Origin of the sequence: Pseudosulfitobacter pseudonitzschiae, from assembly GCF_002222635.1 — a bacterium.
Taxonomy (GTDB): Bacteria; Pseudomonadota; Alphaproteobacteria; order Rhodobacterales; family Rhodobacteraceae; genus Pseudosulfitobacter; species Pseudosulfitobacter pseudonitzschiae_A.
The window spans coordinates 2,171,966-2,194,997 of sequence record NZ_CP022415.1; the positions used below are offsets into that span (position 1 = coordinate 2,171,966).

A 23,032-nucleotide genomic window follows, 5' to 3' on the forward strand; every position below is an offset into this window, starting at 1 on the left:
TCGGTTGGCGAAGGCAGCTATCGGCTGTAACCATCGGAGCGGGACTGTTCGCGGAGGTTTTCTAGTGATCGTTCAACTGCTTCTCGGCGGCTTTCACTAACCTCAAGCTGGTCTGCAACTGACCGTTGACCGCGCTGTAGTTCGAACCCGCGCTCAACAAGTCTTGCAACGCAGCCATTGATGCTGTTTGCGACTGAATGAGCGCCGACACGCAGGCGGCCAAACCATCCATCTGGTTCTGCATCCCGTCGGTCGAGCGCGCCTCTAATCCGTTCAATTCTTCGGTCAACGTTTCGCAAGCTGTCACCAACCGCTCGACGTACGCGAGCAAGTCGTTTTCCAATGCTGTCAGGGCCATGATTTTCTATCTCTCTCTGATCTTGAGGCACATGACCGGCGCTCTCGCCAGCGTACAGGTCTGCAATTCTGTTCGATCCGGGTCCATGATCAGCCATGTGTGGTTGTCCCGCGTTATGCGGGTCAAACCCATGTCCTCGATCTCGGAGCGCGTCATGACTGCTGTCCAGAACAGGCTCGCCAACATCATCATCGCGATCCCGGACACGGCGATCCACAGGATCATCCAAGGCGATATCACCACGCAATCTTTGGCCTGACTGGTCAGCTCTCTGAGCCAGTTCCGGTTCTGCTCCATGAACCGTTGGGTATCGGTCTTGATTGTAGTCTGCGCGCTTTGCGCAATGCTGGTCATATTGGTCCTGAAGCTCTCCAATTGTGAAGCCATCAAGTCGGCATGCTCTTGCCGGATTGCGTCCATATCCGCGTTCAGCTTCTCGCTCAGCCGTGTCGGCTTGCCAGTCTTCATGAAAAATCTCTCCTTTCAAACGCCAGCGCTCGCCAGTTTCCGGATCAAGTGCGGTAAGGTAGGCCTTACCCGCGCGGGGGAGCTCGAAGCCCACATCGGTAAGGGCTTCGACCATGCTCGCGCGGTCGGTGATCAAGCCAACGCTGACTTGATCCAACACCCACGCATGCAGTTCGTCTCGGCCCTGGGCGCGGTGTGTGGCTTCGATGGGGTCGCGGACCTCTTGCGCGCGCGCCAGTTCCATCGGATCGGCCCAATCATGCGTCCTGTTCATCAGATCACGCAGACTGTCGAAAGCGTGCTGATAGCCGGGTGGTGCGATGTTCTGGCTGCGGCCAGAGGTCAGTTCCAAGCGCGGCGTACAGAAGTGCAGCTCAACGCGGTCCTCGTGGGTGTGGCGCACCCAGAGCATGTCATATTGCTCGGCGTCCATCCCGGCAAAGGCGAGGCGTTCGAAGGCGTCCATGACCTCAGCCTGCTGTGCTTCGTCAGGTGCGTCCATGGCGGCAAAACTGATGACGCCCGCGCGATAGGTCCACTGATTGCCGCTGGCGTCAATCAACGCCTCAGTGCGGGCCGGATCGCCGCGCAAAACCTCGGGCAACGGGTCGCGGGTTACGGTCATCGACTGACCATCTGCATCGCGGATCAGATCGCGATTGTCGTCATAGGCCAGCACCTTGTCCGCCACGAGGTAACCGACCGGACCAGCGCCCGCGCCTTTGCCATTGCGGAAGAACTTGATCAGCATCGGCGCGCGGCCTCGATGATCTGTGCGAGCTGGCGCTCGATGGTCAGCAAGTGGCGGGCAACCGCCAGCCCATCGAGGTCCGCGCCCCGCACAAGCATCGCCCGGTTCAGCCAGCGGGCGATCTGGTTGAGGTTGCCACCGATGCGCCCGACGGCCAGCACCAGCGCCGGATCGACGCGGGGGACGGGTTTGCGACGGCGCGCTTCGGTTAGGCCGAGCGCCTCGCGCAGCAAGGTCGCGGCGGGCAGGCCAGCAGCCTCGGCCTTGGCGCGCAACTGAGCCTTCTCTGCGGTTGTGCACCGAAAGACGAAGGTCTCGGTCAGCGGCTCTTTGGTGCGGGCTTTGCCCGCGCCGGTGGGGTTCGAAGGGGAGGCGTGCCGCCCCTCGCAAGGTCCCGTGTCAGAAGCGCCAGCGTATGACATGGGTCGCCTTGCTGTTTGCGCTTCGGTCGGTCCGTTGGCGCTCATGATCTGAGGCCCGCCGCTTGGATTTGCGCCTGAGTCACCAGCTTTGCGGCCAGCAACGCGTCGACTTGGCCCGGCGTGATGTGGCGGCAGAGCGGATGTTGATCTGTCACCCAGTCTGCCAAGCCCGCCAGCGCCTCAGCCTGTCTTGCCTTCGTCTCTTCACGGCTCCTGGCGATGTCCTCGATATAGGCATGCCACCGTCCGGACTTGAACCAGTTGTCGGAAAAACAGACCTTCGACCGGGTGAAGCCCGAACTCTCGGTCGCATAGGCCTTCACGGCCTGCAACAGGTCCTCGACCTCGGTCCCGGCGTCCAAGGCCTCCCTGATCCACCTGAGGCTCTCCGCCTTCCGCCGCACCCGGTCTGGTGGATAGGCCGCCAACACCTTTTCAGCTACTTCACCCTCCGCCACCACACGCTCGCGCGTAGGTGGTTCTATTGTAGGTTCAATGGTAAGGTTCGTGTCTCGATTTGGGACTACCCCTGTCTCAGCCTTGAGACTTTTCCGTCGTGTTTTTGAGACGTTTCCCCCAGTCTCATTTTGAGACGCAACCCCATTCTGACCGCTGCCTCCGCCCTTTGAGCGGGCGCTGGGGCCAAGGGTAATATCGAGGTGCAACTCATACTGGTTCGCCCCTCGTCCACCATCACCGTCACCACGAGCATGCCGCGTGACAAGGCCGCAATCCTCTAACGTCGCCATATGTCGGAACAGCGTAGCGCGGCCCATCTCGCACTCGTCCGCCAAACGCTGAGCGCTCGGGTTGCATTGGCCCGTCTCTTTGTTGTGGAAATCCGCCAGTTGGATCAGCACAATCTTTGCCGCAGGCTTGAGGCCTTTGACGTTCGCGGCCCAAATCAACGCCATCCCGCTCATGGCTTTGAGCCAACCCAAGCAGGGGTATCAGGTTTCCCAATGGTTCGACATATGTCCTGATACCATTTCAGGCCTAAGCGCTTGTTTTTTCGGGATAAGAGTCTGGATTGCAAATCCGCGTACAGGAGTTCGATTCTCCTACTCGCCTCCACACTTTTTTCAACAACTTACACCGAACACTTCATGCAGCGCATGAGCTATGCGGTGCCCCGCCTGACCGTCACGCCCCCTTGTGCGTGAACAGCCGGTACACATATACGATCGCAAGTCCGGCAAACAGCAGGTTGCTTACCGGATTGATCCAGTCCGAGACCAGCGCAAACTGGCTGCCCAGCGCATAGCCCGCAGCGGTCAGCAGGGCGACCCATATCACGCTACCCACCAGTGACAGGGCCAAAAACCGTGTTATCGGCATCCCCGTCAGCCCAGCAGGCACCGAAATCAATGTGCGCACGCCCGGGATCATCCGCCCAATCAGAACCGCAAGATTGCCGTGGCGCTCGAACCAGTCTCGCGCGCGGTCGTAGTCGGCTTCGGACATGGTCAGCCAGCGCCCGTAGTTCACGATCAGATCGCGCATGCGTTGGTCGCCCAAGCGGACCGCGGCCCAATACCAAAGCGTGGTGCCCAACAATGACCCAAGGCTGCCTGCAATGATCACACCCGGCATGGTCAGTTCGCCCTTTTCCACCAGAAATCCGCCCAATGGCATGATCACTTCAGACGGGATCGGCGGAAACATGTTTTCGCCCAGCATCAGCAGGAAAATTCCCGGCAAGCCGGATTGCGAAATCAGTCCTGTGATCCAGTCAAACATGGTCTACTTCTGTTGAGTAATCGGAGTGCATTGGGTCCAGCCATCCACATCGCGGGTAAAGCTGACCTTCTGGTGGTGATCAAAGCTGCGGGTGCTTTCGACGGCAGCAAAGCGTTCCACATGCACCAGATCGCCATCAAGGTGCAGCAGGTTGAAATCATTCGGTTCCCCACGGACGCGATTTGACAGGCCGGTGCCTGCGTGAATCTGGATGACACCGCGGTGCACTTCGATGTGCGCAAAGGTTTCGGCACGCCAACTGTGCAGATGCCCCGACAGCACAATGTCGGTGCCCGCCTCGCCCAATGCCTTGATCGCCGCACGCGCACCGCGCATCAGCTTCTTGTCTTCCCCCGGCAGATGTTCCAGCGGATGATGCACGACTACGATGCGCATGGCGCCTTCGGCAGCATCCCGAAACCCTCGGCGCACGCGGCGAATGTCCTTGGGGCTAAACCATCCGCGCTGGATGCCCAGCGGGTTAACAGAATTAATCCCGACGACCGACGCCTGCGGTGTATGCACCACAGGTTGCAAATCGCGATTGATCCAGCTGCGATAACGGCGAAAAGGCCAGACCACACGTTCAAAAAAGTTATACAGCGGCGTGTCGTGATTGCCGGGCACCACCAGCGTCGGCCCGTCGATGGCATCGATGAACGTGCGCGCCTGCTGAAACTGCCGGGCGCGGGCGCGTTGTGTCAGGTCACCGGAAATCGCGACCAGATCGGCGTCCAACCCGTTGATCCGTTCCAGCAACGGCGCCATCAGTTCGGGACGGTCGCGACCAAAGTGCAAATCGGACAGGTGGATGATACGTTTCATCGCACGCCCCCGACAGCGCTATCCGGCGTAAGGACAGTCAGCGCCCCGTGGCGCAGTTCCAAATCAAACGGCCCGGATATCCGCGAACGCTCGCCGTCGCGCGCTACCAGCAGCGACTTGCGTTTGCAGGTAATGTGCAGACGTTCGGCGCAAAGCAGTTCAAAGTCCTGATTACGCTGTGCGCGGCCCAGCATCAGCGCCAGTCCGTTTTTCAACAGCCCTGCGCGACCGGCGTTCGGCGCAATCAGCACCGCCAGCTTGCCCGCTTTGATACATTCTTCGCCCTCCAGCCCCATCTGCTGCATCTGGAATGCATTAGAGACCGCAAAAAGCAACGAGGTCTTAACCTCGCGGGTTTTCCCTTCGACGGTGACCTGTAGTTTCAGCTGTCGGGGCAGACGCATCATTGTTTTCAACACCGACCAATAGGCGGCAACGCGGCTGCGTCCCCAACGGGCATATACGGTTTCGCGGGTTTGCAGAATTTGCGGGTAAATCCCCAGACTGGCGTTGTTCAAAAACACACGGTCGTTGATGATCCCCACGGGAAGCGGTCTGCGGTTGTTGCGGGCGACAACGGCAACCGCCTCGACCACGGTTTCGGGTATGTCCAACGATCGACCGAAATAGTTGAATGTTCCCAGCGGGATCACTCCCAAAGCCGTTTGGGTGTCAACCAGCCCCGAAGCCACGCCACAAATCGTTCCATCGCCCCCAGCGGCAACAACCAGTTCGGCACCCTTGCTGGCAAGTTCGGCCGCACGGGCGGGGATGTCATCACCGGGTGTAAGGTGAATAATCTCTGCCGCAATACCGTATTCATTAAAGGCCCGCTCAAGATCCTCGATCTCTGGATGGTCTGAACCACGCCCCGATTTAAGGTTAACCAGAACGTGCGCCCGCAAAGGTTGCTTGGCAGTCTGGGGGCCAGTCGCTATCATCGGTTGCATATTCTCGCCTTTCGCACGGGTCCGCCCGCGCAGTTCTCGCACGGGATCGCCCCATCATCGCGATCAGTTCGATACGGGCCTGTCTCTTAACGCTGCAACGCAGCGCCAAGTTCCCGTGGCCTGTCTGCTTATTACAGGATCACACGGTGTTCGGCCTGACCCGTCACATCCATCTGCTGAACAAAAGTCATACCCGCCTTTGGATCCTTGATGCGGTCCATACCGACCGCCGCAGTGGTGACGTAAAGCGTGCGCAGGCCATCTGCGCCGAAACACGGACATGATGCCTGCGTTGCTGGCACCGCAACAGCGCGCACAAAGGACCCGTCGGGGGCGTAACAGGCCACGCGGCTGGCACCCCATTGGGCGTTCCACAGATGACCCGAGGCATCCACAACCGCGCCATCAGGAAACACCCCTTCTTCGCGCAGGTCGATAAAAACCTGCGGCTCGCCCAAGGGCCAGCCCTCCGCATCCAGTTCGCTGCGCATGATCCGCTTTCGGACGGTGTCGGTATAATAGGCATACCTGCCATCAGGGCTGAAACAGATCGCGTTGCTGACCGTCACCTGATCCACCAATTGTCGCACCGCACCTCGATAATAGCGATAGATCGCCCCTGCCCGTGGCTCGTGCCCCTTGCCCATTGTCCCGATCCAGAACCCGCCCTGCGGATCGGCGCGGCCATCATTCGAGCGTGTCACCGGATTGTCCCCATCCAGCGGGGCGACGTGTTCGCGTGCCGATGTCTCGACATCGAAGGTGAACAACTCGCGTTCCGAGGCGATCAGCAACACGGTATCGCTCACCCAGCCCGCCGCTGAAACGTGATCGTCAAACAACCAGACCTGTTCGCCCGCCGTTGTCCGGCTTAGCATTTTCTTGCCGATAATATCGAACCAGAACAGTTGTTTGCGCGTGGGATGCCAAAGCGGCCCCTCGCCCAATGCGCAGATAGTATCGCTGAAAACCTCCATCACATCGCCTCTTTTGCCATGTCATAGGCCGCGACGATGCCTGCGGCCCGCGCGCGGATGTCATGCGCGTCCATGCCGGGGGTATAGATCGCCGTACCCATGCCAAACCCGTCGACACCCGCCGCCAGCCAGTCGCCAAAGTCTTCGGCAGCGATTCCACCCACAGCGAAGACCTGCGCCTGCGCCGGAAGCACCGCGCGCATCGCCTGAATGCCCTTGGTCCCCACCAGAAACGACGGGAAAATCTTGATACCGTCAGCGCCCGCCGCAAGAGCAGTGAAGCATTCGGTTGGTGTAAAACACCCCGGATAAGACGCCATGCCCGCACCCTTGGTGGCTGCAATCACAGCGATATTGCAATCGGGCGATACCACCATCTGCGCCCCGATCCCGGCCAGGCGTTCCACATCGGCAACGGTCAGCACGGTGCCTGCGCCGATCATGGCGGCGTGGCCGAATTCGACCTGCATTTGCCGAATACTGTCAAAAGGTTCGGGCGAGTTCAGCGGCACTTCGATTTTTGTGATCCCTGCAGCCATCAGCGCCTCGCAAGCAGGCAAAGCCTCTTGCGGGGTGATGCCGCGCAGGATGGCGATGATGTTGCGGGTCATATCTGATCCAGCTTTGAATAGGCGGCCCGCAATCCCGCCAGTGTCATGTCGGTGGGGTCCATGCGAAGAACGGGCACACCCTGGGCGGTCAACGCAGTTTCATAGGGATCGGCCGACGCGGCAGCCCCGATCAAGGCAACCTGCTGACCCAGCCAGTAGGGGCGCGATGCGGCCAGCTCTATCCCGATCAGCAGGCCCGACAGGCGCGCGCGTGCCTCGGCCCCTTCAAGCCCGCCCAACAGCGCGTTGGCGCGCAGTCCGAACAATTTGGCGGCAATGGTTTGGGGTCGGCCCATCGCGTCGTCAACGGCAGTGGCAAAGGCTGCGTCGTCCCAACCTTCGGTAGCCACCGAATGACGCAACACCGATTGCAGGGACAGCAGCGCGAACAATTCACCCGTCATAAAGGTCTGAAAGCTGACAATCTCGCCCGCGCTCAGATGCGCCCATTTTGTGTGGGTGCCCGGCAAACAGGCAACGCCGTCAAAGTCGGGTTGCGTGGCGATCAACCCTTTGATCTGGGTTTCTTCGCCGCGCATCACATCTGCAGGGTTGCGCTGGCTGACGCCAGACAAGATATAAACCTGCACCCGTGCGTCTTGCGTCGGCACCCGCTTTGCGCTGCTTACGTCTGGCGGCGCGCAGGGAACAGAGGCATAGGGCGCTTCGGCCCAGCCCTGTTTCGCGCCAGCCATGCCGCAGATGATCACCGGCACCGGGCCGTGCCCCAAAACGTCCGAAATCAACGCCAAAAGGGCCAGTTCATAGCCGTCCTGCGCCAGTGCGCCCATTCCGCGATCGCCGCTGCGCGCCTCGATCACCTGACCGTCGGCAGACATCAGCCAGACCCGCACATGCGTGGTGCCCCAATCCACCGCGATCCATGCCACAGCCGCCATCAGCCCGACACCGCCACGCCGCCGTCCACAACCATTGCCTGCCCCGTCATCATCCGGCTGGCCTGAGATGACAAAAACAGAACCGCATCGACAATATCACGCGGCGCTAGGTGTTCGTGCAGGCATTGCCGGTCAAGATGCGCAGCAAGATCCTCGGGTGTGGCCCACAATTCCATTTGCCGCTGGGTCAGCACCCACCCCGGCATCAGCGCATTGACGCGAATATGGTCCGGCCCCAATTCGCGCGCCAAGGCCCGCGTTAATCCGGTAATCGCCGCCTTGGCCGTGACATAGCCCGCCATTCCGGCCATCCCCATCATATAGGAAATCGACGAAAAGTTCACGATTGTGCCGTAGCCCTGCGCCTTCATCATCGGCGCGGCGGCTTGTGCGGTAAAAAAATGCGGGCGCAGGTTTACATTCTGGCAGGCATCCCAGTCACCCACTGTCGTGTCGGCAACTGTATGGCGTGTGTCATTGGCGGCATTGTTGACCAGCCGTGTGATCGGCCCGTGTGCTTGCGCTGCGCTCTGCATTGTCTTTTTCAGGGCCGGAATGTCGGTGATGTCGCAGGGCAGGAACAGTGGGTCATGGGCGTATTTCCCCGACACATCTGAGACAAAGGCGCTGGCATCCGAGCGTTGGACAAAGGCCACTTTGGCCCCCTGCGCCAGAAACCCTTCGGTAAGCGCGGCCCCGATGCCCGACCCGCCACCGGTGATGAACACGGACGCGTTGTCGAGATCATGGAAAGTTGCGAAAGACGTCATATTTGATCCTCGTGTCGGATGTGCGCACCAACTGATCCCCCCAAGAACGAGCAGGTCTGCGCCTTGGGTGTCAACGTAATTCTACGGCTGCACCAAAGACAACCAAGAGTAACGCAGCTTTCAGGACCAAGCGTAACAATCTGAAAAGATGGATGAAAGAAAAAACTGCGACTTGCGGTGATCAGGCGGATACGCCGTTGATTGCCATTGTGGTCAAGAACTGTTCTGGAAGTTATTCCAGTGGCTTGAACGACGCACCTACCAGATTGCAATGCTGTAGACTGCGGCCGGCATGGCATCCGGATTGATGATCGCGGCCCGCGAAAGCAGGCTGGAGGATGCTGTTCATGCAGCGGGTCCAATCTCCAATCACCTGTGGATAAGTTCAGGTTTCGGGCTTAAGTAAGACTGATAAGAAACAGATATTGTACACTTTATTCCTGAAACTTTTATACACAGGCCACCTCTAGCCTCGCACTTTCGGCGCCATGTTCTGAAAAGATTCAAGCATCAACGCCGAGAGGCTTGGGCTGTGGAAAGATCACCTGTTTTCAACGCGATTCACGGCATTTCAGGCTTCACATTCCAGAGGAGAACTGACCTGTGGATAAGTCTATAAATGACTCAATAAGATAATAAAAATATAAATACTATGCCAAAAGTCTCCAAAAATAACACAAAAAGACAATTGAAAACTGCAGAAATTCTCCCCGAAAATCCCGATTACTGCTCTTTTAACCAGTCCATCACCGCAGGCCGCACAGACATCGCCCCACGGTGGCGCGTATCTGCAATCACCTTGCGCAAATCTTCAAGGTTGGAACGGCGTAGCAACGACTTTACCGGTCCGATCGACGCAGGACGCATCGACAGGCTTCGCAGGCCGATGGCGGCCAGACACAGCGCCTCGACCGGACGCCCCGCGTCCTCTCCGCAGAATGACACCGGCGTGTTGGTATCGGTACACCGCTCGACGATCTGCTCAAGAAAGCTGAGAAAGCTGACATTCAGCGTGTCATAACGGCGACGCACCCGTTCGTTTTCGCGATCCGCAGCAAAGAAGAACTGCTTGAGGTCGTTGCCACCGATGGAAATGAAATCGACCTCTTCAAAGAACTTGCGCGGCGCAAAGCCCAAAGACGGCGTTTCCAGCATCGCGCCCACTTCGATCTTGGACGGCAGCGGATGCCCCAAACGCCGTTCGCGTTCCAGCGCCTTGTTCACCTCGGCGCGGGCCCGCGTGTATTCCTCGTATTGCGCCACAAACGGAAACATCACATAGAGCGGTCGCCCGTTTGCCGCACGCATCAGCGCCTGCAACTGCATCCGCAACACGCCGGGTTTGTCCAGCCCCACGCGGATCGCGCGCCAGCCCATCGCGGGGTTCGGCTCGTCATTGGGCTTCATATAGGCCAGCACCTTGTCCGAACCGATGTCGAGCGTGCGGAACACCACGGGCATACCCCGTGCAGCATCAATCACCCGCGCATAGATCGCGCTCAACTCGGACCGGCGCGGCATCTGGTTGCGCACCAGAAACTGCAATTCGGTGCGAAACAGGCCCACCCCTTCGGCACCGGACGAGGGCAACGAGGGCAGATCAGCCATCAGCCCTGCGTTCATCATCATCTTGATCGTAGCACCACATCGGGTGACAGCCGGTTTGTCGCGAATCGAGGCGTAGCGTTCAAGCGCTTCGGCCTCCATCGCCATCTTGTCGCGAAAGGCCGACACGACGTTATCATCGGGCCGCAGATGCACGATGCCCTGATCGCCGTCCACCATCACATGATCGCCGTTCAGCGCCTCGGTGGTGATCCCTTGCGCGTGGACAACCAGCGGAATTGCCAGCGCACGCGCAACGATTGCCGCATGGCTGCCAACCGAGCCGCTTTCCAGCACGATACCCTTCAGGCGTCGCCCGTAGTCCAGCAATTCGCCCGGCCCGATATTGCGCGCCACAAGGATCGGATCGGGCGGCATTTCCGCGCCTGTGTCCTGTCCCTGCCCCGTCAGGATGCGCAGCAGACGGTTCGACAGATCATCCAGATCGCTCAGCCGTTCGCGCAAGTATCCGTCAGCGGCCTGCCCGACGCGCGCACGCGCCAGCGATTGTTCTTTTTCAACGGCAGCTTCGGCGCTCAGTCCACGGCCAATATCCTCTTCCATCCGCCGCATCCAGCTTTTGGAGTTGGCGAACATCCGATAGGCTTCCAACACCTGCCGTTGTTCCTGATCGGGGCCAGCAAGGCCTAGCATTTTGTCCACGCCGATGCGCAACTCGTCCACGGCGGCGTTCAGCCGTTCCATTTCGCGGTGCGGATCATCAGCGATGGGGTTCACGACCACCACCCGCGGCTCGTGCAGCCAGATGCGACCCTCGGCGACGCCCTCCTGTCCGGTTGTGCCTTTGATCATCACCGGCTGGCTGTGGCGCGCCGACATTGCGGCGCCCTCACCGACAAAGGCGCCCAGTTCCGTCATCTCGGCCAACACCATCGCGACCACTTCCAGAGCATAGACCTCGTCCGCGGAGAACTCGCGCGCGTCTTTGGACTGCACCACCAGAACGCCCAGCGCCTCGCCCAGACGCTGAACCGGAATGCCCAGAAAACTGGAATAGACCTCTTCGCCCGTCTCTGGCATGAAGCGGAAACCGCTGGCTTTAGGGGCGTTTGCGGTATTCACCACCTGACGACGCTTGGCGACACGTCCAACCAGACCTTCGCCCAGACGCATCCGCGTCTGGTGGACCGCTTCGGCCTTCAGCCCTTCGGTGGCGCACAGTTCCAGCGTTTCCTGATCCCGAAACAGATAGATCGAGCACACTTCGCAGCCCATCGACGACGCGATCAGCGATGTGATCTTATCCAGCCGCGTCTGTCCGGGTGCATCACCCGCCAGTTCGTCGCGCAGCCGGCCAAGCAATTTGCGGCTCTCGGTGTCCGTGCGCTCGGTCATTTTGGCGCCCCCCTTGGTGTCCGGTATCAGCTTAGATCATACCGGACGCCAATTAGAAACGGGTTTTGCGCCCGAGCCGTGGTTTTGCCACCTGCCTTTGCGGAATGTCGCAATGGCTGCCCTATGCACAGGCGATACGCGCACTAATGCCCTGTGTTCAGGCAGCTTTTTCCAGCTCAAATGCGTCGTGCAACGCCTGAACCGCCAGTTCCATATACTTGCGGTCGATCAGCACGCTGATCTTGATTTCAGATGTGGTGATAACCTTGATATTGATGCCCTCGTTCGACAACACCTTGAACATCTTGGCCGCAACACCTGTATGGCTGCGCATGCCAATGCCGACAACGCTGACCTTGGCCACGTCCATATCCGCGATCAGTTCGTCAAAGCGGATCACGCCCGCCTGTTTGGCGTCTTCAATCGCCTTTTCCGCGCGCTTGACCTGATCATTGGGGCATGACCACGTCATGTCGGTGCGACCTTCTTCGGCGATGTTCTGCACGATCATGTCCACGTTCACGCCCGCTTCGCTAAGGGCGGTAAAGATCGTGGCGGCGATGCCGGGGCGGTCGGCCACCGACACAAGGGTCATTTTCGCTTCGTCGCGGCTAAAGGCGACACCGGCTACAACATTGCTTTCCATGATTTCCTCCTCGTCGCAGACCAGCGTTCCGGCTGTATCCGACTGTTCCTCGAAACTGCTCAGCACCCGCAGTTTGACCTTGTAACGCATCGCCAGCTCGACCGAGCGGGTCTGCAACACTTTTGCGCCCAGCGATGCCAGCTCCAGCATCTCTTCGAATGCGATCTTGTCCAGTTTTCGCGCCTTGGCGCTGACCCGCGGGTCGGTGGTGTAAACCCCGTCCACATCGGTATAAATATCGCAACGTTCCGCATTGAAAGCGGCGGCAAATGCCACTGCCGTCGTGTCGCTTCCGCCACGACCCAGCGTAGTAATGCGGCCTTCGGGGCTGACACCCTGAAACCCTGCGACCACGGCCACGCGCATACCTTGTTCGAACTTGGCCATGATGTTGTCGCTGGGAATCTCTTCGATCCGCGCCGAAGAATGGGCGCTGGTGGTTTTCACCGGCACCTGCCAACCCTGCCACGACCGTGCGGGCACGTCCATTTCCTGCAGGGTCAGCGCCATCAGACCGGCGGTAACATTCTCGCCCGAGGACACGACCGCGTCATATTCGCGCGCGTCATACATCGGTGAGGTCTCGTTGACCCAGCCAACCAGCTCGTTGGTCTTGCCCGACATCGCCGAGACAATCACGATCACATCGTATCCCTTGGCCACTTCAACGCCCACGCGTTTCGCCGCGCGGCGGATGCGGTCAAGCGTGGCCACCGAAGTGCCACCAAATTTCATCACCAGAACGGGCATGATGTCCTCACCTCAAAATCCGAGGTTTCCCTACGCGTCACAAACACCAAAGACAAGCGTTACAGGGTGCCAAATGCCGCGCGCGCTTGATTGGTTCAAAGAATCCCCGGGCGGCGGCCCCCCTGCATGATTAATACGGATGCACCTGCCCGTCCCACGTCAGGAACGATCCCGTCGCGGCGATGTCCAACGCCGCAAAGCGCGCGCTTAGCCCCGCCACGCTTTCGTCCACGGAAATCGCAGCTTCGCCACCGCCCATATCGGTGCGCACCCAGCCGGGGTGATAGATGCCCACGGCAATCCCTTCAGCCTTCAGGTCCGTCGCCAGATTGCGGCCCAGGTTCAGCGCCGCCGCTTTGGACGCACGATAGATATAACTGCCGCCGGGTGCGCGTGTGTCCGAACCCATCTGGCTTGCAATAATGGCGATCTTGCCTGTGGCCGCACGCAGATTGGGCAGCAGAGTTTGCACCGTTTGGAACACACCTGTCACGTTCGCGGCAAAGGATTTCGACCACATATCAGCACCATAGCCGTAGTCGATGCTTTGGCCCTTGTCCAAATAGACACCCGCATTGCACACCAGCAAATCCACCGGGTGTGTGCCCATTGCGCCCGCCAGTTTGGCAAAATCCGCAGGGTGGGTCACATCCATCACCACGTCGGCACCCGCGCCGCGCCCTGTGCCGGTGACCTGATGGCCCGCAGCCCGATAATGCGCAGCAAGGCCCGCGCCGATACCCCGCGTGGCACCCGTAATGACAATATTCATCGCTTAGTTCACCTTTGATTTGGGCATGAATGGCAGAGGCATCAACGGCACCCCGTCTTCGATCAGTGCTTTCGCCTCGGCGGGTTTCGCCTCGCCGTAAATCGCGCGTTCAGGTGCATCGCCCAAATGCATGGCGCGCGCCTCGCGGACAAAATTGCCGCCCACATATGTTGCGTTTTTTTCTACTTCTTTGCGCATTTGTTTCAGCGCCGCCTCAAAGGCCGCCGCCTTGGCATTCTCCGGGGCGGCATTCGCCTCGGGTGCGTCGCGGGTGGATGCAACGCGTGGGGCCATCACAGCCTTTTGTACATCAGGGCTGCCGCACTCGACGCAGTTCAGATGACCTGCGGTGCGCAGAGCGTCAAAAGCTTCTGCTGATTTGAACCAGCTTTCAAAAGCATGGCCCCTGTCACATTTCAAAGCATAGCGGATCATGGTCACTCCAACTCGCAGTGTCACGACTGAGATATACACGGCAGCCGCTGCGTCAAGCGGGCCAACCCGTATCTTACCCCACGCTAGCGCAGAACGCGGGGGGCGAAATCCCTGATGATCTGGGCCAGTTCGGGTTCTTCAACCAGTTGCGCGGCTTTCTTGCGACTCATCCATCGGCGCTTGCGTTCAAGCGCTTCGGGAAAATCCTTGGACAAGGATTTGACCCGCACCGGATAAACCATTGCCACGCAGGGCAGATTGTCCGCATCGTCGATGGTCTTACTATAGGAAAACAACCCCACAGGCCGCCAATCCACCTTGCCCACAACGCCAGCTTCTTCCCATGCTTCGGTCAACGCCGCTTCGCCGGGGGTCTGTCCGTCCATCGGCCATCCCTTGGGCACGATCCAGCGTCCGGACCCGCGCGATGTTATCAGCAAAATCTGAACTTTGCCATCAACCACACGCCAGCACAGCGCGGCAAACTGCGTGCGCACATCCGACTTGCGCGCACCGTTTACCGAGATAGGAAGCTGTTTGATCAGGGGGGCGGTCATGAAAAACCTCGAATATGGCGTTACATTTACAATGCATTGATTTCGGACCGATACCAGAGAGTTGCCAAACTTTTACGAATTTTTGGTAGAGTTGTCCGCCTTTCACCACATTCTGGCCCGTCTTTGTTCGAAAGAACAGACTTGTGGCGGCGCGCCGGTGCGTAAATACTGCGGTGCAATGGGCAAAGCTGCATATAAAATCATGGTCTTGGCCGCTGCGGTGCTGTGTATCGCGGGCGGGCCTGCACTGGCACGCGACATCACGGTCCTGGCTGCCGCCAGCCTGCGCGGCGCATTGGACGAGGTGGCCGCGCTGTCCAACAACACCGTCGCCATCTCTTACGGCGGATCGGGCGCTTTGGCGCGACAAGTGGCACAGGGTGCGCCGGCGGATGTGGTGGTTCTGGCCAATCCGCAATGGATGGACTGGCTGCAAGAGCAGGGCAGTGTCGCCCCCGAAGCCGCAGCGCCCCTGTTAACCAACACGCTAGTGTTGATCGGCCATAGGGGCCCCACCCTGCCAGAGCCCGATGCCGCCAGCCTGATGGCCCGCCTGGGCGACGGTCGGCTGGCCATCGGCCAACGCCACGCGGTGCCTGCTGGCATATATGCACGCGCTTGGCTGGAATATGTACACGCTTGGGAAACTCTTGAGCCGCATCTGGCCGAGGTGGAAAACGTACGCGCTGCACTGGCTCTGGTGGCACGCGGCGATGCGCCCTTGGGTGTGGTCTATGGATCCGACGCGCGGGCCGAACCCAAGGTCAGCGTCCTTTGGCAAATCCCTGCTGACCAGCACCCGCCAATCACCTATCCCGCTGCAGCACTGACGCCCGAAGGCGCACATTTCATGACCACATTACGCAGCCCCGAGGCCACCGCGATCTTTGCCAGACACGGCTTCGGCCTGCCCTGATGGACGCTGCCGGATACGAAGCGCTGCGCCTGTCGCTGCTGGTTTCGGGCACCGCAACGCTGCTGGGTCTGCCGCTGGCGTTGGGCTGTGCGTGGCTGCTGGCGCGGCGTAATTTTCGGGGCAAAGACCTGCTCAGCGCAGCGATCCACCTTCCTTTGGTGCTGCCCCCCGTCGTCACCGGCTATTTGCTGCTACTTGCCTTTGGCCGCACAGCACCTGTGGGGCGTTTTTTAGAACAGACGCTGGGACTGGTGCTGGCCTTTCGCTGGACGGGGGCTGTGCTGGCGGCAATGGTCATGGGATTTCCGCTGATGGTGCGCGCCATGCGGCTGGCCATCGAGGCGGTCGATCCGCGCATCGAGGCCGCAGCCGCCACACTGGGTGCGCCGCGCTATGCGGTCTTTGCCACCATCACCCTGCCACTGATCGCACCGGGCGTTCTGGCAGGCACTGTCATGGGCTTTGCCAAAGCACTGGGCGAATTCGGGGCCACCATTACCTTTGTCGCGGCCATCCCCGGCCAGACCCAAACCCTGCCATCGGCAATCTACAGCTATCTTCAAGTACCCGGAGGTGAGGCCCGCGCCGCACAGTTGACCCTGATTGCCTGCGCCATCGCGGTGGCTGCGGTGATCGTGTCGGAATGGCTGTCGCGGCGCATCGCGGCAAGGATCGGCGCGGCATGAGCCTAAGCGTCAACATCACCCACCACTTTGACGGGTTCACTTTGAACGCTGCGTTTGATGCACCCGCAGGGGTGACCGCGCTGTTCGGACGCTCTGGTGCTGGCAAAACCACACTTGTGAATGCGGTGGCCGGATTGCTGAGGCCCGACGCGGGACGCATCACGTTGAAAGAACGCGTACTACTGGACAGCGCGGCCGGCACCTGTTTGCCACCACATAAACGCAGGTTGGGCTATGTCTTTCAGGACGCCCGACTTTTTCCGCATCTAAGTGTGGCCGCCAATCTGGACTATGGCACACGCTATGCCCCGTCGGACGCCAGCGCGATGTCGCGCGATGATATAATCGACCTTCTGGGCCTAGCCCCGCTGCTGGACCGTCGTCCACGCCACCTGTCCGGCGGCGAGACCCAGCGCGTTGCCATCGGTCGTGCCCTGCTGTCACGCCCCGAGATGCTGCTGATGGACGAGCCGCTGGCAGCACTTGATGCCACGCGCAAGGCTGACATCCTGCCCTATCTGGAACGGCTCAAGACCGCCTTCAACCTGCCGATCCTTTATGTCTCGCACGCATTGGACGAGATTTCGCGACTGGCTGATACGCTGGTGTTGCTGTCGGACGGCACCGTGCACAGCGCGGGGCCGATCCGCACGCTGCTGTCCGATCCGGCCCTTGTACCGCTGCTGGGCGTGCGCGAGGCAGGTGCGGTGATCGACGCCATAGTGACCGAGCATGCAAGTGACGGGCTGACCACATTGCGCATCGCGGCGGGCGACATCTATTTGCCGGGTGTTCAGGCCCAAGTGGGCGACAGCGTGCGGGTGCGCATCCGTGCGGGCGACGTGATTATTGCACGCGACAGGCCCAGAGGGCTGAGTTCGGTGAACATCCTGCCAGTGACGGTGATGGCAGTGCAGATGGGTGACGGGCCGGGGGCCGCCATCGCGCTGGACGCTGCCGGTGATGCGCTGCTGGCACGGATCACCGCGCGGTCGGCGCATGATCTGGGGCTGCGCGTGGGGATGCCCTGTTTCGCGGTGCTCAAGGCGACGTCGGTGGCGCAGACCTCGATCGGGCAGCACCTGACCTGACGTTCAAATCTTGATGCCCTTGCCCCGTTCCAGACGGGTTTTCAGCTTTGCCACCAGCACTTCGCGCGGGGTGTCCGCGTCAATCGCCAGCCTGCGCAGCGAGAAATGGATATGGGCCATTTCGGCGTAGTAGCTGGTATAGGCATAGTTTACCGCAGCGCCCGCGACAGCGCCCAGCACTGGCACCGTTTGCGCCGCCAGCTTTTGTCCCAGCACCGCCGCCAGCTTGGGTGCGACCCGCGCCACCAGCGACTGCATCGCGGCCCCGCTCAGGGCGACCCGCGCAGACAGAAACCCCAGATCGGCGCCGTCATCCTCTGACAGCGGTCCCGCAGCGGCAAAGACCTGCACACAATCAAAACGCACATTCTCGGCGCTGGTGTCGAAGCCCAGCGCATGGGCTTCGCCTTCGATGACGCGCAGCAACAGCGTTGTGGTCACCGGCAGTTCGGCCAGTGCCGTGGGCAGACCACCAAAACCGCCCGCGGCACCCATCGCCGCACTGACCGTGCGGTTCACCCATGTGGTTTGATCCTTGACCACCTTGCGCGAGCCGCTGGCGGCCTTCATCGCCTGAGTCAGCGCCATGACAGTGGCCCCTTCCAGACGCTGGCGGACATCGCCGGGCAATCGGGTCAGCAATCCGTCCGCCCGTGCGCCGAACGCGTTCAGCAAATCAATACCCAAGCCGCCTGCCTTGCGATAGCGCGCGGCAAGACGGTCCAGTTCGGCGTCCAGATCCAGCACAGCCAGTCCGGTGTTTTCAGGCAAGGTCACTTCGCTCATGTCCAGTCCTCCTGCACTGATAAATCGTGGCAGACCGTACAAAAATCAATGCTGCACGTCAGGCGACAGCGTCCCAGCGCGCTACATCGCCCTGAACGCCGTCCCATGCCCCCGCAACCAATGCGCGGCCCAGCACCCTGTCGGGATTAGTGGGTGGCGGCATTACAACATGGTCCAGCCGCGCAAAGCCAAAGCGCTGGTAATAGGGCGCATCGCCCACCAGCATCACCCGCTCCCAACCCATTTCAGCGGCCACTTGCAATGACACATACATCAACAATCCGCCCAAGCCCTCGCCTTGCCGTGTCGGGTGTACGGCCACCGGCCCCAGCAGCAGCGCCTGCGCACCGCCCACCCGCACCGGCCAATAGCGGATTGCGCCGCCCAGAATACCGTCGCGGTCCCGTGCCACATGGCTCAGGCCGCTAACCGGCGGAATACCGTCGCGCAAGCGGTAGGATGACAACGCCTCGCGCCCCGGCGCAAAGCACAGGTCGTACAAGGCTTCGACTTCCCACCAGTCATCGCGGGTTTCGGGCGTCAGGGCGTACATTGGCGGCAGGTCTTACTCAGGTGGTTCCGGCTGGCTTTTGCCCTATCATGCGGCTAACCCTTTGCCAAACCCCACTGAAAGGTCATACCCATGTTTTACCGCCCCGCCGATGGACACCCGTTGCCGCACAACCCGTTTAACGCCATCGTCACCCCTCGCCCCATTGGTTGGATTTCGACACAAGACGTAGACGGCGTGCCCAATCTGGCACCTTATTCCTTTTTCAACGGCGTGGCTTATGTGCCGCCGCAGGTCATGTTCGCATCGACCGGCGTAAAGGACGATCAGGACAACACCAAAGACAGCGTCGCCAACATACGCGCCACCGGCGTGTTTTGCGTCAACATCGTCGAAGCTGCGGCGCGTGACGCGATGAACGCCTCTTCGGCGACATTTCCCAAAGGCACCGACGAATTCGCCAAGGCAGGCATCACCGCCGCGCGCTGCGAAACCATCGATTGCCCCCGCGTCGACGGCACACCTGCCGCACTGGAATGCAGACTCACCCAGATCGTGCAGATCGAAGGCGCGTCCAACTACGTCGTCTTTGGCGAGGTCACAGGCGTCCACATGCGCGACGACACGATAGTGGACGGACGGTTTGACATTACCACCTACCAACCGCTGTCGCGCCTTGGATACCGTGACTATACCGTGGTCAAGGATCTATTTGAACTGACGCGACCCGACGACTGATCCGGGCGGCAGGACGCTCCGCCCCCCATCCCTCTCGCCGCGCTTCTTTTGGCTCTAATATATCCTCGGGGGACGGCGCGTCAGCGCCGGGGGGCAGACAGCCCCCGGACCACGCCTGCGTCAGCACCGTCAACATCCACCTTGCGGGCCACGCCCCAGACGTTAGGCTTGCCGCGACACACCACCCACGAAAAGGCGCCTCTCATGACACCCACCCGCATCGCCGTGATCGGCGGCTCTGGCATCTATGACATCGACGGGCTGGAAGGCGCCAAATGGGTGCAGGTCGCCACCCCTTGGGGCAAGCCGTCGGACCAGATTCTGACCGGCACGCTGGACGGCGTCGAAATGGCGTTTCTGCCCCGTCACGGACGCGGGCATGTGCACACGCCGACATCGGTGCCCTACCGCGCCAATATCGACGCGCTGAAACGCATCGGCTGCACCGATGTGATCAGCGTCTCGGCCTGCGGATCGTTCCGCGAGGAAATGGCACCGGGCGATTTCGTTATCGTCGACCAGTTCATCGACCGCACCGTGAACCGTGAAAAGACGTTCTTCGGCACCGGCTGCGTGGCCCACGTCAGCGTCGCGCACCCCACCTGTCCGCGCCTGTCCGACGCTTGCGAAACCGCAGCACGCGATGCCGGCATCAACGTGCACCGCGGCGGCACCTATCTGGCGATGGAGGGCCCGCAATTCTCGACCTTGGCCGAAAGCCGGATGTACCGCGAAAGCTGGGGCGCAGACGTGATCGGCATGACCAACATGCCCGAAGCGAAACTCGCCCGCGAGGCCGAGTTGTGCTATGCCTCGGTGGCGATGATCACCGATTATGACAGCTGGCACCCCGATCACGGCGAAGTGGATGTGACCCAGATCATCGCCACCCTGACCGGCAACGCCGACAAGGGTCGCAATCTGGTTGCACGACTCCCTGCCTTGCTGGGGTCTGAACGTACACCGTGCCCGCACGGCTGTGATCGTGCGTTGGAATACGCCGTCATGACAGCACCCGAGGCCCGAGATCCCGAATTGGTGGCAAAACTGGGTGCGGTCGCAGGTCGCGTTCTGGCGTAAGTCCCGCAACAAAGGTCTGCCCTATGCGCCGACACGTCCTGATCCTTGGCGCCGACGGATTTATTGGCCGCCACATCGCCTTTGCTGCGCGCCGCGCAGGCTGGCAGGTGACAGCCCATGCCCGCAATCCAAAGGCGCTGGGCCGCATGGGTTTTACCACGCTGCGGGCAGACTTGTGCGATCCGGCCACCCACGATCCCGCGTTCTGGAAACCCGCGTTGGCGGAGGGCGTCCACGTCATCAACGCGGCCGGATTGCTGAGCGGGCCCGACGCCGACATGCACGCCGTGCACGTGGCGGCCCCGGCGGCGGTCTATGCAGCACTTGCGCAAGGCGCCCGCGGTGTTCTGGTATCGGCCATCGGCATCGAGGCCGACACCCCCTTTGCCCGTCATCGGCGCGACGGCGAGACAGCGGCCCCCGGCACCGTCACCATCCTGCGCCCCGGTCTGATTCTAGGCCACACCTCTTACGGTGGCTCGTCGCTGGCCCGTGCGCTGGCAGCACTTCCCCTTGTCACACCCGTGGTGGGCAGAGGCGACCAGCCCTTCAATCCGATCCACACCGATGATCTGGCCGCCATCGCGCTGCACAGTCTGGAACAGCCCCCCGCCACTGGTCCGCATGTAGTGGGCGGCCCCGAAACCGTGACCCAAAAGCAAATGCTACAAGCAATGCGCGGCTGGATGGGCCTGCGCCCGGCATTGACGGTGCCCCTGCCCCGCCCGCTGGCCCGCGTGCTGGGCACGCTGGGCGATGCCATGCGTCTTGGCCCGATCTCGCGGGTCGCCGTCGACCAACTGTCGCACGGTGTCCACGCCCCCCACGCCCTGCCGGACGGACCACAGCCGCGCGCTTTCACCGCTATCCTGCACGCTCAGCCCAGCGGCACCCAAGATCTGTGGCACGCACGCCTGTATCTGATGCGGCCCCTGTTGCGGCTGGTGCTGGCGTTCTTGTGGCTGGCTTCGGGGGTGCTGGGCCTGACCCTGCCTGCCGCTGATTTTCTGCCGCTGGTGTCAGACACGCTGCCCGACACGCTGCTGATCGTAATGGCGCGGGCGGGTGGCATTGCCGACCTCGGCATTGCCGCCGCCCTGTTGCGCGGATGGCGCCCGCGCCTGATGGCAGGTGTACAACTGTTCATGATCGCCACCTATACCATCGCGTTCACCGCACTGAATCCGGCGTTGTGGTTGCTCCCGCTAGGCGGGCTGCTTAAGAACGTCCCGCTGCTGGCCCTGATCGCCATCACCGCCATTTTGGAAAGAGAACGCTGATGGACGCCTATCTGACAGCCAAATGGCTGCACATCCTGTCGTCCACCGTCCTGTTCGGAACGGGAATAGGCACCGCGTTCCAGATGGTCTGGGCCATGCGCAGCAACAATCCCGCAATCATCCACCGCACCGCCTCGGGCGTGGTGGTGGCCGACTGGCTGTTCACCACGCCCGCAGGGCTGATCCAGCCCGCCACCGGCCTGTGGTTGATCCACCTGCAAGGCTATCCGCTGACCGAGCCGTGGTTGCTGCTGACCTATACACTTTATGCCGTGGCCTTCGTTGCATGGGTGCCCGTGGTCGGCCTGCAAATCCGCATCCGCAACCTGACGGCCAAGGCCACATCCGTCCCCGCCGCAGCCCGTCGCGCCTTTCGCATCTGGTTTGCCCTTGGCTGGCCTGCCTTCCTTGCGCTGGTCGCTATCTTCTGGCTTATGGTCCACAGACCGCCACTCTGGGGCTGACCGCGCGCGTCCCTGAAATCCGGAAATCTCTATGAAAACTGTCCAAGATTACATACGCACCATCCCCGACTTTCCGCACGAGGGGATCATGTTCCGTGATGTGACCACGCTGTTCGCTGACGCGCGCGGCTTTCGTATGGCTATCGACCAGATGCTGCACCCCTACGCGGGCTTGCAAATCGACAAGGTCGTGGGGCTAGAGGCGCGCGGCTTTATTCTTGGCGGTGCCATCGCGCACCAACTGTCCAAAGGATTTGTGCCGATCCGCAAAAAGGGCAAGCTGCCCGGTGCCACGATCGCCCAGGCCTACACGTTGGAGTACGGCGAGGCCGTGGTCGAAATTCACGATGACGCCATTCAGGCGGGCGAAACCATACTGGTGGTTGATGACCTGCTGGCAACCGGCGGCACCGCCCAGGCCGGCATCAAGCTGATCGAACGTCTGGGCGGCAAGATCGCCTCGTGCAGCTTTATCATTGATCTGCCCGATCTAGGTGGCCGCGCCAGACTTGAAGGGATGGGCATGGATGTGCAGGCCCTGTGCGCCTACGCGGGCGATTGAACCGCTGCTTCATCTTGCCAGATAAA

General features: G+C 61.0%; 25 protein-coding genes and 1 tRNA gene. 9 read left to right on the forward strand and 17 right to left on the reverse strand.

The genetic code is table 11. The annotated features are described in order from the left end of the window. Positions 1 to 17 precede the first annotated feature (17 nt). The 3 genes from SULPSESMR1_RS10530 to SULPSESMR1_RS25410 form a co-directional block, all read right to left on the reverse strand. Positions 18 to 1,577, reverse strand: coding sequence for a relaxase/mobilization nuclease domain-containing protein (locus SULPSESMR1_RS10530; protein ID WP_089420776.1), 1,560 nt, complete (start codon positions 1,575 to 1,577; stop codon positions 18 to 20). Beyond that, positions 1,571 to 1,852 (reverse strand): plasmid mobilization relaxosome protein MobC, encoded by a 282-nt coding sequence (gene mobC, locus SULPSESMR1_RS10535; RefSeq protein ID WP_089422278.1) that lies wholly within the window; start codon positions 1,850 to 1,852, stop codon positions 1,571 to 1,573. Before mobC ends, SULPSESMR1_RS10530 begins: the two co-directional genes overlap by 7 nt. A 188-nt stretch (positions 1,853 to 2,040) precedes the next feature. Continuing rightward, on the reverse strand, positions 2,041 to 2,940 hold the full coding sequence (locus SULPSESMR1_RS25410) for a helix-turn-helix domain-containing protein (protein ID WP_250161456.1): 900 nt from the start codon (positions 2,938 to 2,940) through the stop codon (positions 2,041 to 2,043). A gap of 61 nt (positions 2,941 to 3,001) precedes the next feature. Here SULPSESMR1_RS25410 and SULPSESMR1_RS24960 point away from each other — a divergent pair. Next, positions 3,002 to 3,073, forward strand: a tRNA-Cys gene (locus SULPSESMR1_RS24960). 69 nt (positions 3,074 to 3,142) lie between these two features. On the opposite strand, the gene SULPSESMR1_RS10550 is transcribed toward SULPSESMR1_RS24960, so the two are convergent. From SULPSESMR1_RS10550 to SULPSESMR1_RS10605, 12 genes are all read right to left on the reverse strand, one after another. After that, positions 3,143 to 3,739 (reverse strand): DedA family protein, encoded by a 597-nt coding sequence (locus SULPSESMR1_RS10550; protein WP_089420777.1) that lies wholly within the window; start codon positions 3,737 to 3,739, stop codon positions 3,143 to 3,145. Between the two features lie 3 nt (positions 3,740 to 3,742). Further along, positions 3,743 to 4,564, reverse strand: coding sequence for a metallophosphoesterase family protein (locus SULPSESMR1_RS10555; protein ID WP_089420778.1), 822 nt, complete (start codon positions 4,562 to 4,564; stop codon positions 3,743 to 3,745). Further along, a complete protein-coding gene (locus SULPSESMR1_RS10560; protein ID WP_089420779.1) occupies positions 4,561 to 5,514 on the reverse strand; it encodes a diacylglycerol/lipid kinase family protein in 954 nt (317 codons plus the stop codon). Before SULPSESMR1_RS10560 ends, SULPSESMR1_RS10555 begins: the two co-directional genes overlap by 4 nt. Before the next feature lie 131 nt (positions 5,515 to 5,645). Then, the gene (locus tag SULPSESMR1_RS10565; protein ID WP_089420780.1) at positions 5,646 to 6,491 is read right to left on the reverse strand and encodes an SMP-30/gluconolactonase/LRE family protein; all 846 of its coding nucleotides are present in this window, start codon (positions 6,489 to 6,491) and stop codon (positions 5,646 to 5,648) included. Continuing rightward, positions 6,491 to 7,102, reverse strand: a complete 612-nt coding sequence (locus tag SULPSESMR1_RS10570; protein ID WP_089420781.1) for a 2-dehydro-3-deoxy-6-phosphogalactonate aldolase — start codon at positions 7,100 to 7,102, stop codon at positions 6,491 to 6,493. Before SULPSESMR1_RS10570 ends, SULPSESMR1_RS10565 begins: the two co-directional genes overlap by 1 nt. Continuing rightward, complete coding sequence (locus SULPSESMR1_RS10575; RefSeq protein ID WP_089420782.1) at positions 7,099 to 8,001, reverse strand: 2-dehydro-3-deoxygalactonokinase; 903 nt, start codon at positions 7,999 to 8,001, stop codon at positions 7,099 to 7,101. The genes SULPSESMR1_RS10570 and SULPSESMR1_RS10575 overlap by 4 nt, the downstream gene beginning before the upstream one ends. Further along, a complete protein-coding gene (locus SULPSESMR1_RS10580; RefSeq protein WP_089420783.1) occupies positions 8,001 to 8,771 on the reverse strand; it encodes an SDR family NAD(P)-dependent oxidoreductase in 771 nt (256 codons plus the stop codon). Before SULPSESMR1_RS10580 ends, SULPSESMR1_RS10575 begins: the two co-directional genes overlap by 1 nt. A 723-nt stretch (positions 8,772 to 9,494) precedes the next feature. Continuing rightward, positions 9,495 to 11,732 carry a phosphoenolpyruvate--protein phosphotransferase gene (gene ptsP / locus SULPSESMR1_RS10585; RefSeq protein WP_089420784.1) on the reverse strand — a complete coding sequence of 746 codons (2,238 nt, stop codon included), beginning with the start codon at positions 11,730 to 11,732 and terminating at the stop codon, positions 9,495 to 9,497. 157 nt (positions 11,733 to 11,889) lie between these two features. Beyond that, positions 11,890 to 13,128 (reverse strand): aspartate kinase, encoded by a 1,239-nt coding sequence (locus SULPSESMR1_RS10590; protein WP_089420785.1) that lies wholly within the window; start codon positions 13,126 to 13,128, stop codon positions 11,890 to 11,892. A gap of 130 nt (positions 13,129 to 13,258) precedes the next feature. Continuing rightward, the gene (locus tag SULPSESMR1_RS10595) at positions 13,259 to 13,900 is read right to left on the reverse strand and encodes an SDR family NAD(P)-dependent oxidoreductase (protein ID WP_089420786.1); all 642 of its coding nucleotides are present in this window, start codon (positions 13,898 to 13,900) and stop codon (positions 13,259 to 13,261) included. A gap of 3 nt (positions 13,901 to 13,903) precedes the next feature. Then, a complete protein-coding gene (locus SULPSESMR1_RS10600) occupies positions 13,904 to 14,335 on the reverse strand; it encodes a DUF1178 family protein (RefSeq protein WP_089420787.1) in 432 nt (143 codons plus the stop codon). Positions 14,336 to 14,418: 83 nt separating this feature from the next. Then, complete coding sequence (locus tag SULPSESMR1_RS10605) at positions 14,419 to 14,892, reverse strand: NUDIX hydrolase (RefSeq protein ID WP_089420788.1); 474 nt, start codon at positions 14,890 to 14,892, stop codon at positions 14,419 to 14,421. Positions 14,893 to 14,953: 61 nt separating this feature from the next. Between SULPSESMR1_RS10605 and modA the strand changes: the two genes are divergently transcribed. The 3 genes from modA to modC are packed head-to-tail and all read left to right on the forward strand — an operon-like array spanning position 14,954 to position 17,585. Continuing rightward, complete coding sequence (modA, locus tag SULPSESMR1_RS10610; RefSeq protein ID WP_250161457.1) at positions 14,954 to 15,808, forward strand: molybdate ABC transporter substrate-binding protein; 855 nt, start codon at positions 14,954 to 14,956, stop codon at positions 15,806 to 15,808. Continuing rightward, the gene (gene modB, locus SULPSESMR1_RS10615; protein WP_089420790.1) at positions 15,808 to 16,494 is read left to right on the forward strand and encodes a molybdate ABC transporter permease subunit; all 687 of its coding nucleotides are present in this window, start codon (positions 15,808 to 15,810) and stop codon (positions 16,492 to 16,494) included. The genes modA and modB overlap by 1 nt, the downstream gene beginning before the upstream one ends. Continuing rightward, positions 16,491 to 17,585, forward strand: coding sequence for a molybdenum ABC transporter ATP-binding protein (modC, locus tag SULPSESMR1_RS10620; protein ID WP_089422280.1), 1,095 nt, complete (start codon positions 16,491 to 16,493; stop codon positions 17,583 to 17,585). Before modB ends, modC begins: the two co-directional genes overlap by 4 nt. A 3-nt stretch (positions 17,586 to 17,588) precedes the next feature. Here modC and SULPSESMR1_RS10625 read toward each other — a convergent pair whose 3' ends face one another. Both SULPSESMR1_RS10625 and SULPSESMR1_RS10630 read right to left on the reverse strand, forming a co-directional pair. Next, positions 17,589 to 18,371: an EcsC family protein gene (locus tag SULPSESMR1_RS10625; protein ID WP_089420791.1), complete on the reverse strand. Its 783-nt coding sequence runs from the start codon at positions 18,369 to 18,371 to the stop codon at positions 17,589 to 17,591. A 58-nt stretch (positions 18,372 to 18,429) separates the two neighbouring features. Next, entirely contained in the window at positions 18,430 to 18,924 is a 495-nt protein-coding gene (locus SULPSESMR1_RS10630; RefSeq protein WP_089420792.1) for a GNAT family N-acetyltransferase, read from the reverse strand. 90 nt (positions 18,925 to 19,014) lie between these two features. Here SULPSESMR1_RS10630 and SULPSESMR1_RS10635 point away from each other — a divergent pair, with 90 nt between their 5' ends. The 5 genes from SULPSESMR1_RS10635 to SULPSESMR1_RS10655 all read left to right on the forward strand — a co-directional run bounded on the left by SULPSESMR1_RS10635 (position 19,015) and on the right by SULPSESMR1_RS10655 (position 23,006). Then, positions 19,015 to 19,620, forward strand: coding sequence for a flavin reductase family protein (locus SULPSESMR1_RS10635; protein ID WP_089420793.1), 606 nt, complete (start codon positions 19,015 to 19,017; stop codon positions 19,618 to 19,620). A 204-nt stretch (positions 19,621 to 19,824) separates the two neighbouring features. Further along, on the forward strand, positions 19,825 to 20,700 hold the full coding sequence (locus SULPSESMR1_RS10640) for an S-methyl-5'-thioadenosine phosphorylase (protein WP_089420794.1): 876 nt from the start codon (positions 19,825 to 19,827) through the stop codon (positions 20,698 to 20,700). 23 nt (positions 20,701 to 20,723) lie between these two features. Next, positions 20,724 to 21,980 (forward strand): SDR family oxidoreductase, encoded by a 1,257-nt coding sequence (locus SULPSESMR1_RS10645; RefSeq protein WP_089420795.1) that lies wholly within the window; start codon positions 20,724 to 20,726, stop codon positions 21,978 to 21,980. Beyond that, positions 21,980 to 22,444, forward strand: coding sequence for a DUF2269 family protein (locus SULPSESMR1_RS10650; protein ID WP_089420796.1), 465 nt, complete (start codon positions 21,980 to 21,982; stop codon positions 22,442 to 22,444). Before SULPSESMR1_RS10645 ends, SULPSESMR1_RS10650 begins: the two co-directional genes overlap by 1 nt. Before the next feature lie 31 nt (positions 22,445 to 22,475). After that, positions 22,476 to 23,006: an adenine phosphoribosyltransferase gene (locus SULPSESMR1_RS10655; RefSeq protein WP_089420797.1), complete on the forward strand. Its 531-nt coding sequence runs from the start codon at positions 22,476 to 22,478 to the stop codon at positions 23,004 to 23,006. Positions 23,007 to 23,032 lie beyond the last annotated feature (26 nt).

What these genes read in the sequence shown, in the direction of transcription:
- SULPSESMR1_RS10560 (WP_089420779.1), bottom strand. Translation starts at nt 5,514, where the DNA reads ATGCAACCGATGATAGCGACTGGCCCCCAGACTGCCAAGCAACCTTTG.
- SULPSESMR1_RS10630 (WP_089420792.1), bottom strand. Translation starts at nt 18,924, where the DNA reads ATGTACGCCCTGACGCCCGAAACCCGCGATGACTGGTGGGAAGTCGAA.
- SULPSESMR1_RS10640 (WP_089420794.1), top strand. Translation starts at nt 19,825, where the DNA reads ATGACACCCACCCGCATCGCCGTGATCGGCGGCTCTGGCATCTATGAC.
- SULPSESMR1_RS10570 (WP_089420781.1), bottom strand. Translation starts at nt 7,102, where the DNA reads ATGACCCGCAACATCATCGCCATCCTGCGCGGCATCACCCCGCAAGAG.
- SULPSESMR1_RS10565 (WP_089420780.1), bottom strand. Translation starts at nt 6,491, where the DNA reads ATGGAGGTTTTCAGCGATACTATCTGCGCATTGGGCGAGGGGCCGCTT.
- SULPSESMR1_RS10580 (WP_089420783.1), bottom strand. Translation starts at nt 8,771, where the DNA reads ATGACGTCTTTCGCAACTTTCCATGATCTCGACAACGCGTCCGTGTTC.
- ptsP (WP_089420784.1), bottom strand. Translation starts at nt 11,732, where the DNA reads ATGACCGAGCGCACGGACACCGAGAGCCGCAAATTGCTTGGCCGGCTG.
- SULPSESMR1_RS10550 (WP_089420777.1), bottom strand. Translation starts at nt 3,739, where the DNA reads ATGTTTGACTGGATCACAGGACTGATTTCGCAATCCGGCTTGCCGGGA.
- SULPSESMR1_RS10575 (WP_089420782.1), bottom strand. Translation starts at nt 8,001, where the DNA reads ATGGCGGCTGTGGCATGGATCGCGGTGGATTGGGGCACCACGCATGTG.
- SULPSESMR1_RS10600 (WP_089420787.1), bottom strand. Translation starts at nt 14,335, where the DNA reads ATGATCCGCTATGCTTTGAAATGTGACAGGGGCCATGCTTTTGAAAGC.
- SULPSESMR1_RS10530 (WP_089420776.1), bottom strand. Translation starts at nt 1,577, where the DNA reads ATGCTGATCAAGTTCTTCCGCAATGGCAAAGGCGCGGGCGCTGGTCCG.
- SULPSESMR1_RS10595 (WP_089420786.1), bottom strand. Translation starts at nt 13,900, where the DNA reads ATGAATATTGTCATTACGGGTGCCACGCGGGGTATCGGCGCGGGCCTT.
- SULPSESMR1_RS10635 (WP_089420793.1), top strand. Translation starts at nt 19,015, where the DNA reads ATGTTTTACCGCCCCGCCGATGGACACCCGTTGCCGCACAACCCGTTT.
- modB (WP_089420790.1), top strand. Translation starts at nt 15,808, where the DNA reads ATGGACGCTGCCGGATACGAAGCGCTGCGCCTGTCGCTGCTGGTTTCG.
- SULPSESMR1_RS10645 (WP_089420795.1), top strand. Translation starts at nt 20,724, where the DNA reads ATGCGCCGACACGTCCTGATCCTTGGCGCCGACGGATTTATTGGCCGC.
- SULPSESMR1_RS10655 (WP_089420797.1), top strand. Translation starts at nt 22,476, where the DNA reads ATGAAAACTGTCCAAGATTACATACGCACCATCCCCGACTTTCCGCAC.
- SULPSESMR1_RS10590 (WP_089420785.1), bottom strand. Translation starts at nt 13,128, where the DNA reads ATGCCCGTTCTGGTGATGAAATTTGGTGGCACTTCGGTGGCCACGCTT.
- SULPSESMR1_RS10605 (WP_089420788.1), bottom strand. Translation starts at nt 14,892, where the DNA reads ATGACCGCCCCCCTGATCAAACAGCTTCCTATCTCGGTAAACGGTGCG.
- modC (WP_089422280.1), top strand. Translation starts at nt 16,491, where the DNA reads ATGAGCCTAAGCGTCAACATCACCCACCACTTTGACGGGTTCACTTTG.
- SULPSESMR1_RS10650 (WP_089420796.1), top strand. Translation starts at nt 21,980, where the DNA reads ATGGACGCCTATCTGACAGCCAAATGGCTGCACATCCTGTCGTCCACC.
- SULPSESMR1_RS10625 (WP_089420791.1), bottom strand. Translation starts at nt 18,371, where the DNA reads ATGAGCGAAGTGACCTTGCCTGAAAACACCGGACTGGCTGTGCTGGAT.
- SULPSESMR1_RS10555 (WP_089420778.1), bottom strand. Translation starts at nt 4,564, where the DNA reads ATGAAACGTATCATCCACCTGTCCGATTTGCACTTTGGTCGCGACCGT.